The sequence below is a fragment of the Sphingobacterium sp. 40-24 genome, from assembly GCF_001899705.1.
Classification (GTDB): domain Bacteria; phylum Bacteroidota; class Bacteroidia; order Sphingobacteriales; family Sphingobacteriaceae; genus Sphingobacterium; species Sphingobacterium multivorum.
The window spans coordinates 227,073-240,700 of sequence record NZ_MKWH01000060.1; the positions used below are offsets into that span (position 1 = coordinate 227,073).

Sequence of the window (13,628 nt, forward strand, 5' to 3'; positions counted from 1 at the left end):
AGTACCTTTGCGGTACTTATTATTTTATAAAAGTTAGAAAATATCATGAGTACTCAAAAAGGACCTATTTCTCAATTTATTGAGCATAATTACCGTCACTTTAACGCAGCTGCATTAGTAGACGCTGCAAAAGGTTACGAGGAGCATCTGTTGGATGGTGGAAAAATGTTGATCTCTTTGGGAGGTGCAATGTCTACTGCCGAATTGGGTGTTTCTTTAGCAGAAATGATCCGTCAAGATAAAGTACACTTTATTTCTTGTACTGGTGCCAATTTGGAAGAGGATGTGATGAACCTTGTCGCACACTCACACTACAAAAGAATTCCGAATTATAGAGATTTGACAGCTGAGCAAGAAAGAGAGCTATTGGATAATCACTATAATCGTGTTACAGATACTTGTATTCCAGAAGAGGAAGCTTTTCGTCGTCTGCAAAAACATCTCGAGGATGTTTGGCATGCTGCTGAAGCTAAAGGTGAGCGTTACTTACCACATGAGTTTCTTTATCAAGTTGTTAACTCGGGTGTGTTGGAACAATATTATGAGATCGACCCAAAAGATTCTTGGATTGTTGCAGCCGCTGAGAAAAATTTACCGATCGTATGTCCGGGATGGGAAGATTCAACGACAGGTAATATCTTCGCTTCCAATGTGATAAAAGGTAAATTGAAAGCAAGTACAGTAAAATCGGGTATCGAATACATGATTTACTTGACCGAGTGGTACCGTAACAACTCCGCAGGTAAAGGTGTTGGATTTTTCCAAATCGCAGGCGGTATTTCTGGTGACTTCCCAATCTGTGTAGTTCCGATGATGTATCAGGATCTTGAATGGGAAGAAGTACCTTTTTGGGCTTATTTCTGTCAGATTTCGGATTCAACTACTTCGTATGGTTCTTATTCTGGTGCTGTTCCAAACGAGAAAATCACTTGGGGCAAATTAGATATTGATACACCTAAATTTATCGTGGAATCTGACGCGACGATCGTTGCGCCATTAATTTTCTCGTATATCTTAGGTCATTAATCTTTTTGACATATAGAAAGGAGCGATTCTTCGCTCCTTTTTCTTTTCCCTTTTTCTTCTTTATCTTTACGGTTTAATATTTCTTTTCCCGATGAGCAATCTTACAACAGATAATCCCGTTGCACTTCAGGCCTTAATGGATGAAACCATCTTTGGAAATGGTTTTAATTTTCAAGCCGATCTGTCTGTACATCCTTTACAGGAGGAGAACAGTACTCATGTGCAATATGCTGACCCCTCATCCTCGACAACGAAAGATACCTCGTATTTGGCAGTGGGATTAGGTGCGGAGCAGGCCGCTATGGCTATTGAGTCCGGCAGGGTTGGCGATACTGTTGACAATCTGGAGGTATTGGGAGGTGAATTTATTTATCAAGGAAATAAGGATCAGGGCATACTATTTATATTGCGCTACGAGCAATATCCCTACTTTTCTCCCGCAGCATTGGACGCTTTTGAAAAAACAATTGGTGCCTTGAAATTGACTAAAGAGACCGTTGCGGTACTCAATTTGGCAAATCCCCATAATCCGAATGATTTTAAGCGCATTATGCAGTTTTTTCAACCGACTAAGATTATATTGTTGGGTGTGGAACCCGCGTCTTTGAAACTTCCATTTATTGAACATAATTCCTACATGAAAGGCCGTATTGCAACGGTTTTTAATACGTTCAGTTTTGAAGAGATGTTTGTCGATGTGAATAAAAAGAAGCTGTTCTGGAACGAATTTAAGACCTTTATTGTTTCCTGATTTTATCAGATACTTGTTCTGAATAAAAATTGGGGTTTAATGCTTATTTTTGGGGGCGTGAATTCATGGAAAGATAGTAACATACTACAACGTGAGGAGCACTGTCAACAAAGAGAAAGAACAAACAAAAAGCTAAATTTGAAGAAGATGCTAGAACTTGTATTTGCAACCAATAATGCCCATAAATTGGAGGAAGTCCAAGCGATCGTGGGAAGTGCTTTTATCATTAAGAGTTTAAATGATATTGACTGTAGCGATGATATTCCAGAGACAGGAGAGACCTTTGAGGAAAATGCCAAGCAGAAAACAGATTATTTGGTTAATAAATATGGACTTTACTGTTTTGGAGATGACTCAGGTTTGGAAATTGATGCATTAAATGGCGAACCGGGAGTTTATTCAGCACGTTATTCGGGATCAAGGGATATGGAAAAGAATATTGATCTTGTCCTACAAAAATTAGGCGATAACACCAATCGTACAGCGAGATTCAAAACAGTTATTTCATTATATTTGAATGAGCAGCAGCACTTTTTTGAAGGAAGTATCGAGGGGAAAATTATTGAAGAACGTAGAGGTATTGATGGCTTTGGTTATGATCCCATTTTTATTCCGAATGGCTATGATAGGACGTTTGCCGAAATGACAGCGGCAGAAAAAAATAGCATTAGCCATCGAGCGATTGCTGTTGGTAAACTTGCTACATATTTAAAAACGAAATAGGTTAATAACTACCTCATTTGAGTTATAAATAGAAATTTTCATTTCTCTGAGCTAAGGAATGAGTGCGTCTGATACGATCAGGAGATAGCCTTAAATTAAAAAAGCAGCGCAAAACAATTTGTTTTGCGCTGCTTTTTTGTGCGACTCAGTATTGACGGTTATTTAGCTTTTACTTTTGTTTGAATACTATCTTGAGCAGGTATTATCGCCGATTTATTGGTTGTTGAGTCAGACTTCGCAGCTGCTTTGTCGGTTGCGGTCTTTACATTTGTTTTTGTAGCGCTAACTTTATCCGTTGTTTCAGATGGCTTAGCTGTTTTGGTTACAGCGTTTGTTTTATTGTTTGCAGCACCCACCTCTTTTTCTTCCTCGAGCGTTTCGGTAGCACCAGCTTTCTTAGCGGCACCTTTTTGAGGGGTCGTTGTTTTATCGCCTTTTTTAATAGACTTCATTGTCCCGGATTCTTCACCTTCTGGTGCAGTCGGAACCGTAAATGACGCTTTTGAAAGATCCCTTTTTCGATTTAATAAATCATCTTTTGATTTAGGTCGATCTTCGGGACGCCAGGTGAAATTCGGAAGAAATTCTTTGTCGGCCGTGACTTCAGCAATGGGATAGACTTTGCCATCCACTTTTCGAATAGATACATATTCCTTCAACTTATTATCTTCCATCAAGATCTTGAAACGACTGCTTCGATCATGTACAAGCTCAGTGGTTACATTGGTCTTTTCATCAATATTGTAAAAGATATTTTCTGCATTGCCATCAACAAACAAACGTTCCATACGGTTATTGGTGAAAAAGCTGGTAATCTTACGACCCTTAATCTGATTGAACTTTAATGAGTCGCTTGTTGCGTTCACCATGAAAGCATTACCGACGAGTAAGGAATTGTCCAATTTCTGATTCTTTACCTGTAAAAATATGGTATCTCCGGAGATTTGTGAGTTTTCGGCCCACATCATTGGTTTTCCCATCAGCCTGAACATCGAATCTTGCATACCATAATACATAGAATCTGCTACAGCCTGCAAGTCTGATTTAAATAATCGTGCATTATAGTAGGCTTTTATAATCCGTGTTTTAGCAGTATCCTGTGCGAGAGAATCTCTTCTATTCTCTTGGGCATTTTTTAAAGCTGCTCCCATCAATTTATCGGATTCACCGCCTTTGGGGATGATCGCTTTTTTACGCAAAACACTATCAGCCTTGAGGTTTTTTTCAATTTCTATCTTGTTTTGATCGCCGACAATAACTGGTGTTTTCTTTGGTGCAATCGGTTTTTTATTTATAAGTGTATCTTGTACTTTTTTAATGCTCTTTTCAAGAACCGGTTTGTCACTGTCTTTTTTAGACAAACTGTCTATTCCCTTGTGAAGGTTAACTCTTGTGTTATCTGATGTACCAGTAGAATCAACTGTTGTTGAGCTGGAATCCTGGTCACCATAATCGACTTCATTGTCATCTTCAATAGCCCCACCTTCACGATTCAATTTAAAATCTTTTGCAATATAATCTCGGCGAAATATCATCTGTGAGAAGAGGGTGTCGGCTGTCATAAAAACAGAATCGACTTGTGAATCAGCCTTAAGGGTTTTACTATTATCGCTTTTGATATTCTTACCTGGATGTTCCTTTTCTTCTAGAACAACTTGCGATGTGGCTTTATTTGATTTGAGTTCATCTTTGTTTTGTTCTTTTTCAATCTTCTTCAATTCCTTGGCTTCATTTTTTCGCTCTTTCTCCGATTTTTGTTGGGCAGGAGACAAAGAAGATACAGAATCTTTTTGTGTTGAATCTTTTTTGACCACCGAAATAATCAGGGGTTTGTCTGTCATTGTAATGGATTCGTTCCTCCCGTTGTACAAACCAAATCCACCATAGGCGTAAAATTTGTCTAAGGTATCAACAAAGACCACATTTTTTACGGCTTTACCGATTCCCACTTGTCTATCGTAGAATAGGCTGTCTCCTTTAAGAAACTTTGTCCCTTCTGTGTAGAGGTTGTTTTTAGAGAAATAAGCCTGGCCCGTTGCCATATGGTATCGGCCTTTTTCAGTATACAGGTTTTCCCCTTTATTTCCCTTGATATTCGTGGGACCATAGAAATCAGTAATGCGTGTATTACCATTATATTTCATGGAGTCTGTGTAGACTTTTACATTGGTCGATCGAACCACAACTTTTTGATTGAAATAAGATTCCCCTGTATTTTCGAAATAAGTAGCTCGCTGGCTTGTAATTGTATCGCTTCCTGATAGAATACGCCCGCCGCTGTAATAATTGCCGATTTTACTTCGCATATTGTAGACAAGATGATCGGTCGTTAATACCGATCCACTAGTGCTGACCATTCGAACAGCGCCTGTAAGCGTAGCGAGCTGCATTGCTGCTTCATAATGTAATTTATTGGAAAATATCTGTGTACCGTCGGGTTGAGTAATAATTACGTTTCCAAAGGCTTCAAAAAATTGTCGGCCAATGTTGTCTTTATGTAAATAGCCACTATCTGATGATAGCGTTGAACCTACATGTTCATAGACTGGACGGTAAAACAAAATATTGCCGTCTTTCCCAGTAATAATATGGGATGACGAAAGAAGCTTTAGTTCATCCTGTTTCTGTGCTTGGACCGACAAGCCAGTTAAAATAAATACAATAAGTGTATAAATGTATTGTTTCACAAGGGCAAAAATATGGATTTTAATTGCTACTTCACTGGATTTCACAAATTTTAAGAGTTGAATTTATCATTCGGACAAAATATACCGTAACTTTGTTCTATGAATGTGCTGGAAAGACTAATGGGCTATATTGAAAAGGAGCATTTGTTGATGCCTCATGATAAAATATTGCTTACGGTGAGTGGGGGAAAGGACTCGATGTTAATGGCACATTTATTTGCAAAAGCAGGGTATACTATTGCGATTGCACATTGCAATTTTCAATTAAGAGGAACAGAATCTGATGAGGATGAAGCTTTAGTTCGGAAATTTGCAACGGAAAATAATGTTCCAATATACGTGAAGCACTTTGATACAAAAGCTTACGCAAAGGACCATCAGATTTCGATTCAAATGGCGGCCCGGGAACTTCGCTATACTTGGTTTGAGAAATTGCGACATGAACTGCAGTTCGATCGAATTGCAGTAGCCCAGCATCTGAACGATCATATCGAAACGGTACTCCTGAACCTTTCACGTGGAACGGGTCTCCAAGGACTCCAGGGTATTTTCCCTATCCGGGAACGCATCATTCGGCCACTCCTTTTTCTGAAAGCAAGCGAGATTGAACATTTTGTTGATATGTATGGGATTGCTTATCGAGACGATCAATCCAACTTTTCAACAAAATATGCGCGTAATAAAATAAGAATTGATATCATCCCACATTTTAAAAAACTTCAGCCAGATTTTGAGATAGTCTTCGAGCAGAATATCAATCATTTTAAGGAATCTTATCAGCTGTTACAGCAATTTGTGGAGCCTATCCGGAGAAAGCTGTTTTATCCTATAGATGAGGGCTGGGGAGTTCGGAAAGAAGACCTGGAGCCCTATATGGATAATTTGCCTTTACTCTATGAGTTGTTTTCGGCTTTTAATTTCTCAAAGGCGGTACTAAGTGATCTTCAACAGGCTTGGACAAGAGAGTCTGGTCGTATTTTTCAATCCGATGCCTACCATATGCTCTTGGATAGAAATGAACTTTTTATTCGTGAAAAGGAATTTATTTCTCCCGACGAGGCTTTAATCACCTCCGAAACTTCAACTGTGGAGTGGAAACACTATTGTTTTCATGCCAATGTTTCTGCGGATCTAGCTATCGTCAAAGCGAGTGAGGTTGCAAAGCTGGATTATGATGTATTAGTTTTCCCGCTCACGATTCGATCATGGAAAGTTGGCGACAGCTTTTATCCTTTAGGTATGGAAGGGCGAAAGAAGTTGAGCGATTTTTTTATCAATAAGAAGATCAGCTTATTTGAAAAAGAAAATATTCCGATCGTAGTGAATGGAAATGGAGATATCCTATGGGTAGCCAATTATCGCATGGACAATCGTTATAAAATTACCGCCAATACAAAAAAAGTCCTTACTTTAGTTTGCAAAACTGATTAGCAGCAAAAATTGCTGATGTTAATCAGCGCCAAGGGTCTCTGTTTTGAGAATTAATGCCATATGCTTGATAGTCCAAACAATGGGCCCTGGAGGTGACAAAATCTATAGAAGTAAAAACGAAGTTATTGAGAAGCTCTGCTATTAGAAAACAATGGTGTGAAGTCTCCAAATTAATAGCTAAATCTTAAGTAAATGAAAGAAGGTGTACTTTATTCGGAAAATCAATATTTAGGTCGTGACCGTGTTTGGATAAGCGTGCGTCTAGTGCTCGTACTTTTTTGTTTCACAGCATTTTATTTGAATTTAGACCATTTGATATCGAGTCAATTGTTCTTTATCGTAGGAGTAGGTATTATCATCACGTCCATTGTCATGATGTATATGGTATTATTCCGTACGGAAGTATTTCAAGACCATATACTGATTAGTGGACTATGGTCTACTCGTGTCGTCAAAATCGATCTTGCCTCTATTACAAAAATAGAAAAGGCGCCTTATAGCACATTCTTTTTCAATAATCCGGTTTATAACCTGCATACAAAAGGAAAGATTAAATTCTTTGCTGGTGGCAAAAATGCTGTTTTTTTAACAGATAAAGATGGTCTTACTTACGTATTGGGAACACAGCGCCAGGAAGAGCTCTATCGAATAATTATGGAAACAAAAGGGCGATTAGGAAAGTCTTAAAATTTGTTAATAAATTCTTATCTGACATTTTAAAGACAACAGTTTATCGAGTTATTGGTTAAATTTGAGAAAATAGCAACGAATTAACTATGGCATTTTTAAAATTTATACTTATTGCATTCGCTGTTTACTTTGTAGTAAGATTCTTATTTAGATTATTTTTACCATTTGCAATGCGTAAGGCAGCTGAAAAGTTGATGAAAAAAGCGCAGCAGCAGGGTGGAGCATACGGTAGCCAAGGATCAGGCGGTACATTTTATTATGAATTTAATGGTCAAGGACAACAGGAAAGTAAAAGGTCTCAGCCCGAAGGGAAGGTACATGTTGATTACATTCCACCGAAGGATGGCCCTGAACGTAAAGGGACTGAAACAGCCGGTGAGTTTGTGGATTTTGAGGAAATAAAATAATTTTTAGCAACCCAAATAGCGTATCTTTGTGCTATGTGGCTGAAGCAACTTTCTGTTCTGAATTTCAAGAATTACTCGGAATCATCTTTGGAATTTCTTCCCGAGGTAAATGCGTTTACAGGGAATAATGGTGTTGGTAAAACCAATCTTTTGGATGCGATTCACTATTTATCACTCTGTAAAAGTTATTTCAATCCAATTGATTCGCAGCATATCAAATCAGGTAATGACTGGTTTATGGTACAGGGTGAGTTTGATAAAGAATCAATCAGTGACTTCATTTCTTGTAGCCTTAAGAAAAATCAGAAAAAGCAGTTTAAAAAAAATAAAAAGGATTATCCCCGACTCGCTGACCATATCGGCTTATTTCCTTTGGTCATGATATCCCCCAATGATAGCATCATCGTAACAGATGGGAGTGAAGAGCGCAGAAAGTTTGTCGATAATGTGATTTCCCAGACAGATAATAAGTATTTAGATACCCTAATTATTTATAATAAGTTTTTAGCCCAACGTAATAGTCTCCTTAAACAAGCGCGTCAAACCAGTGTATTGGATCTAGGCCTAATCGAAATTCTCAATTTTCAACTTGAAGAAGTAGGAAATATTATTTTCCAGAAAAGAAGGTCTTTTATGGAGGAATTTCAGCCAGAGTTTGATCGACACTATCAGTTCCTTACCGAGGATGCAGAGTCTGTTCACTTACACTATGAATCGCCTTTAATGGCTGATTCTTTTCTAAATATTTTGGAGAAGAATTTGGAACGTGACCGTATTCTGGAACGTACAACTCAGGGAATACATAAAGATGATCTGATCTTTACCATTCACGGCGGAATGCCCTTAAAAAAGTTTGGCTCCCAGGGCCAACAAAAATCTTTTCTAATTGCACTGAAGCTTGCGCAATATTCTTATCTACAACAGAAAAAAGGTTTTAAGCCTTTACTTCTTTTGGATGACATCTTTGATAAACTTGATGATCGCCGTACACATAAATTGATGCAGATGGTTTCAGAAGATGATTTTGGACAGATTTTCCTGACGGATACAGATTCCATGAGAATTCAGCGAATCTTTGACGAAATCAGCCGCCCTGTTCGTATCTTTGATATTGAAGGAGGACAAGTCAATGTATAAGAAGCAAACTAAAAAAAGCCTAGAATTCATTCGGTCAAGCGACGATATGACGATTAAAGAGGGGGTTGAGCGTCTTTTGGAGGCTTATAAGCTACGAAGGAAATTTGATGAAACTTCGATCGCATCTGTTTGGCCTCAATTAATTGGTAAGGCTATTGCTAATCGCACACAGCAGCTATATGTTCGTGATAAAAAACTTTTCGTACGGGTAGAGTCTGCTGTTATTAAGAATGAATTGGCGCTTATGCGAAGACAAATTCTAGGAAGAGTAAATGAATATGTAGGTCACGTCATTATTGAAGAAGTCGTGATTTTATAAAACCTCCTTTCATGTTAGAGCAACTCTTTTAATATTTTTTTCCTATATCTGAGGCTAGTGCCTTAAAACTTTTCTCAAACTTCGAGCGTATTGAATTAAAACGAGTATTCTCATTGACGCGACAGCAGAAGAGGAATGGAGCCCAACTATCAAACAGTTTGAAAAGCAACCGGTCGGAAATGCACAGGTTAGATTTGTCCAAGGTGAATTGTTTTGGATTGTTTTTTCCTGGAAAACTACTTATAGAAACAAAGCGCAGAATTGACCTTTTCAACATAGCGATAAAAAGACGGATAGCATATAGTTCTTAACTTTCCACAGGGATCTGTTAGTATAGCTTTTTTATAAACACGCTATTTAACAAATTTGTCGATGACCGCTAACTTATACACATTTTTATGTGTATAACTACTTAGTTTTGCACATTTTGTCATTTTTTGGAAACCTTATACTTTGTGTTGTTAACAATTTCGTGTTGATAAGTGGTTACTTGTGCACATTTTATGTTGATACGCATAGGTCATTAAGCTACTTATTAACATTCTCTATGTTAATAAGTAGCTTGTTTTGTTAATAAGTATGTTAACGGGAGTAGTTTATGCACAAATTACCAACAATGACGCTGGGGAAAATTTTGCAAATAGGTCAGTATGTAGAATTTCTATTGAAAGTTGGTTTTTATAGGAATTGCTCCAAGTCACCTTTTCCTTCACGAATTACTTCAAAAGTTCCTTCTGTAAGATCAACCACGGTAGATGCGACATTATCGCCATAACCGCCATCTATAACAGCATCAACTAGATCTTCGTATTTTTCGTGAATTAATTCTGGATCGGTAGAATATTCAATAATTTCATCTTCATCGTGAATGGAGGCTGTCACAATAGGGTTGCCTAATTGTCTGACAATTTCACGAACAATATTATTGTCTGGAACACGGATACCCACGGTCTTCTTTTTGGAACTTAGGAGCTTAGGGACTTTAGTTGTTGCGTTAAAAATAAAAGTAAAGGGTCCTGGCAATGCTTTTTTCAATACACGGAATACGGAGGTATCGAAGGATTTTGTGTACTGCGAAATATCTGTTAAATCATAGCAGATAAATGATAGGTTCGCCTTTTCTGGTTTTAGCCCCCTAATTTCACATAAGCGTTCTATGGCTTTTTGTTGCGTGATATCACAGCCAATACCGTATACGGTATCGGTAGGGTAGATAATTACACCACCACGGCGAAGAATATCAACCGCCTGTTCTATTGCCCTGGGATTGGGGTTATCGTTATATATCTTAATGAGCATTTTTATTTTTGTTAAGCACCTGAATTAGGTCTAATCTCAGGCCCTATTGTAGGATGTCAATAGGGCAATGGTTATTATCTGCATTCAGATACACTATATATAAAAGAACAACAGCCAAAATATTTTGTTTTGGCTGTTGTTCTTTAGATTAAAATTCTGCGTTTTTCGGTGTGCGCGGAAATGGTATTACATCGCGGATATTTGTCATTCCGGTTGTGAATAATACCAAGCGCTCAAAGCCTACACCAAATCCTGAATGTGGGACTGAACCAAAGCGTCGTGTATCCAAGAACCACTCCATTTCTTCTGCAGGAATACCAACTTCAGCCATGCGATCGAGTAAGCGATCAAGATTTTCTTCACGTTGCGAACCACCGACCATTTCACCAATACCTGGAAAAAGAATGTCCATGGCACGGACTGTGTTTCTTCCTTGTGCATCCGGCTCATTTTGCTTCATATAAAAGGACTTGATTTCGCGTGGATAGTCTGTTAAGATAACAGGTTTTTTGAAGTGTTTTTCCACCAAATAACGTTCGTGTTCCGATTGTAAATCAGCTCCCCAGTCATCAATTAAATATTTGAATTGTTTCTTCTGGTTTGGTTTGCTACGCTTTAATATTTCAACGGCATCTGTATAGGTTACGCGTTCAAAATCGTTTGTTAAAACAAAGTTCAATTTCTCTACCAGGTTTAATTCTGACCGTTCCGCAGCTGGTTTCGATTTCTCTTCTTCCAATAAGCGATTTGTTAAGAACTCAATTTCTTCTGGACAAGTTTCCAAAGCGTATTTGATGACATATTTCAGCAAAGCTTCGGCCAGATCCATATTGTCTTCCAATTCATAGAAAGCCATTTCTGGTTCGATCATCCAAAATTCGGCTAAGTGACGTGTTGTATTTGAGTTTTCCGCTCTAAATGTAGGGCCGAACGTATAGATGTTTCCAAAGGCCATAGCGCCAAGCTCCCCTTCTAATTGGCCTGATACAGTAAGGTTCGTCGATTTCCCAAAGAAGTCTTCTTTGAAATCGATATCTCCATTTTCTTTACGTGGCGGGTTTTTTAAATCCAAGGTTGTAACCTGAAACATTTCTCCAGCACCTTCCGCATCCGAACCTGTGATGATCGGTGTATGCATATAGACAAAGTCATTTTCCTGAAAAAACTTGTGTACTGCAAATGCTAAAGCATTACGCACTTTGAAAACCGCATTGAATGTTCCGGTACGGAAACGCAAATGCGCAATTTCACGTAAAAATTCTAAGCTATGCTTTTTGGGCTGTAATGGATATTTTTCGGGATCAGAGTCGCCAATAATACTAACTTCTGTCGCTTTAACCTCAACTTTTTGCCCTTTACCCAGTGATTCTACCAATTGACCTTTTACGCGAACTGCTGCTCCAGTGGTGATCCGTTTTAAGATATCTTCAGGTGTATTTTCAAAATCGACTACTGCTTGAATATTATTGATTGACGAACCGTCATTGATTGCTATAAACTGATTGTTACGGAAAGTTCTTACCCAACCTTTAACAACGACCTCTTTGCCAAATTCTGTGGCATTCAATAGTTCCTTTATTCTTGTGTGTTCCATCTTAATTTTTGGAGATTGACTTGTAAAAGATGCTTTGTTAGAAAAGCAATACAAAAATAAGCTATTCTGTTGGTTTATTGGTTATAAATGTTGATTTAATTCACTTGAAGATGGTTCGTTAATGTGCAAAGGAAAAATATTTTCTGAAATAAAGATGGGTGAAAACGCAAAGCAGGGGAAACGACACATAGCTCACTTTGCTATGAAATATCGGATCGGTAGGAAGTGCTTTTTTTTCGTTGTGGCGTACAGAAATAGCCGATAGAAACAAAAAAGCGCGGATTATAACTAATCCGCGCTTTTTGTTATGATGATTAAAGGAACTAACCTTTTAATACTTTTGTTACCAATTCAGCAGCTTCTTTCAATAAGATTGCGGAATAAACTTGTAAACCGGACTCATCAATTAATTTTTTAGCCTCTTCAGCATTCGTACCTTGAAGGCGAACGATGATTGGAACAGGGATGTTACCGATTTCGCTGTAAGCATCAATTACACCTTGAGCAACACGGTCACAACGAACAATACCACCGAAGATATTAATTAAGATCGCTTTTACGTTAGGGTCCTTTAAGATGATATTGAAACCAGCCTTTACAGTTTCAGCGTTAGCAGTACCACCTACGTCCAAGAAATTTGCAGGTTCACCACCAGCTAATTTGATGATGTCCATTGTAGCCATTGCTAAACCAGCACCATTTACCATACAACCTACGTTACCATCTAATTTAACGTAGTTAAGGTTTGATTCACCAGCTTCAACTTCCGTCGGATCTTCTTCAGTTACATCACGCATAGCAGCGTAATCTGGGTGACGGTACAAAGCGTTCTCATCAAGATTTACCTTCGCATCAACTGCTAAGATCTTGTCGTCTGAAGTTTTTAATACCGGATTGATCTCAAACATAGAAGAGTCTGTAGAATCGTATGCTTTGTAAAGAGCAGCAACAAATTTTACCATTTCTTTGTGTGCAGCACCAGAAAGACCAAGATTGAAAGCAATTTTACGTGCTTGGAATCCTTGTAAGCCTACTTTTGGATCGATTTCTTCTTTGAAAATCAAGTGTGGTGTTTTTTCTGCAACTTCTTCGATATCCATACCACCTTCTGTAGAGTACATAACGATGTTACGTCCTTTAGCACGGTCTAATAATACAGACATGTAGAATTCTTTTGTTTCGCTCTCGCCTGGATAATAAACGTCTTGAGCTACCAAAACTTTGTTTACTTTTTTACCTTCAGGTCCAGTTTGAGGCGTTACTAATTGCATGCCAATGATGTCAGTTGCTCTTTGTTTGACTTCATCTAAGTTCTTAGCCAACTTGACACCACCACCTTTACCACGGCCACCAGCGTGAATTTGAGCTTTAACAACAACCCAATCAGAATTGTAGTCTTCTTTCATTTTTTTGGCCGCTTCCACAGCTTGCTCTGGAGTATCTGCTACGATACCTTCCTGTACGCGCACACCAAAGCTCTTTAGTATTTGCTTTCCTTGATATTCGTGAATGTTCATTTGCAAAAATATTTGGCGTAAAAATATAATTTTTTGGGGGATAAGAC

Annotated in this window: 12 protein-coding genes; 8 read left to right on the plus strand and 4 right to left on the minus strand. The window is 38.2% G+C overall.

Features of this window, described 5'->3' with window-relative positions:
• Positions 1-45: 45 nt before the first annotated feature.
• The 3 genes from BGP15_RS22590 (at position 46) to BGP15_RS22600 (ending at position 2,500) form a co-directional block, all read left to right on the plus strand.
• Positions 46-1,026 (plus strand): deoxyhypusine synthase family protein, encoded by a 981-nt coding sequence (locus tag BGP15_RS22590; protein ID WP_046674101.1) that lies wholly within the window; start codon positions 46-48, stop codon positions 1,024-1,026.
• 91 nt (positions 1,027-1,117) lie between these two features.
• Positions 1,118-1,777 carry a hypothetical protein gene (locus BGP15_RS22595; protein WP_286770800.1) on the plus strand — a complete coding sequence of 220 codons (660 nt, stop codon included), beginning with the start codon at positions 1,118-1,120 and terminating at the stop codon, positions 1,775-1,777.
• Positions 1,778-1,924: 147 nt separating this feature from the next.
• Positions 1,925-2,500: a non-canonical purine NTP diphosphatase gene (locus BGP15_RS22600; protein WP_112374049.1), complete on the plus strand. Its 576-nt coding sequence runs from the start codon at positions 1,925-1,927 to the stop codon at positions 2,498-2,500.
• A gap of 158 nt (positions 2,501-2,658) precedes the next feature.
• Here BGP15_RS22600 and BGP15_RS22605 read toward each other — a convergent pair whose 3' ends face one another.
• On the minus strand, positions 2,659-5,187 hold the full coding sequence (locus tag BGP15_RS22605; RefSeq protein ID WP_286770801.1) for an OstA-like protein: 2,529 nt from the start codon (positions 5,185-5,187) through the stop codon (positions 2,659-2,661).
• Between the two features lie 99 nt (positions 5,188-5,286).
• Between BGP15_RS22605 and tilS the strand changes: the two genes are divergently transcribed.
• The 5 genes from tilS (at position 5,287) to BGP15_RS22630 (ending at position 9,171) form a co-directional block, all read left to right on the plus strand.
• Entirely contained in the window at positions 5,287-6,618 is a 1,332-nt protein-coding gene (tilS, locus tag BGP15_RS22610; protein WP_112373792.1) for a tRNA lysidine(34) synthetase TilS, read from the plus strand.
• A 192-nt stretch (positions 6,619-6,810) separates the two neighbouring features.
• Positions 6,811-7,305 (plus strand): hypothetical protein, encoded by a 495-nt coding sequence (locus BGP15_RS22615; RefSeq protein WP_070560665.1) that lies wholly within the window; start codon positions 6,811-6,813, stop codon positions 7,303-7,305.
• A gap of 89 nt (positions 7,306-7,394) precedes the next feature.
• A complete protein-coding gene (locus BGP15_RS22620; protein WP_070560663.1) occupies positions 7,395-7,715 on the plus strand; it encodes a DUF4834 family protein in 321 nt (106 codons plus the stop codon).
• 33 nt (positions 7,716-7,748) lie between these two features.
• Positions 7,749-8,852, plus strand: coding sequence for a DNA replication/repair protein RecF (recF, locus tag BGP15_RS22625; protein ID WP_070560661.1), 1,104 nt, complete (start codon positions 7,749-7,751; stop codon positions 8,850-8,852).
• Positions 8,845-9,171 (plus strand): DciA family protein, encoded by a 327-nt coding sequence (locus BGP15_RS22630; protein ID WP_070560660.1) that lies wholly within the window; start codon positions 8,845-8,847, stop codon positions 9,169-9,171. Before recF ends, BGP15_RS22630 begins: the two co-directional genes overlap by 8 nt.
• Before the next feature lie 678 nt (positions 9,172-9,849).
• On the opposite strand, the gene BGP15_RS22635 is transcribed toward BGP15_RS22630, so the two are convergent.
• From BGP15_RS22635 to sucC, 3 genes are all read right to left on the minus strand, one after another.
• Complete coding sequence (locus BGP15_RS22635) at positions 9,850-10,470, minus strand: L-threonylcarbamoyladenylate synthase (protein WP_070560659.1); 621 nt, start codon at positions 10,468-10,470, stop codon at positions 9,850-9,852.
• A 148-nt stretch (positions 10,471-10,618) separates the two neighbouring features.
• Complete coding sequence (gene asnS, locus BGP15_RS22640) at positions 10,619-12,064, minus strand: asparagine--tRNA ligase (protein WP_070560657.1); 1,446 nt, start codon at positions 12,062-12,064, stop codon at positions 10,619-10,621.
• A 323-nt stretch (positions 12,065-12,387) separates the two neighbouring features.
• Positions 12,388-13,581 carry an ADP-forming succinate--CoA ligase subunit beta gene (gene sucC, locus BGP15_RS22645; RefSeq protein WP_046674091.1) on the minus strand — a complete coding sequence of 398 codons (1,194 nt, stop codon included), beginning with the start codon at positions 13,579-13,581 and terminating at the stop codon, positions 12,388-12,390.
• Positions 13,582-13,628: the final 47 nt, after the last annotated feature.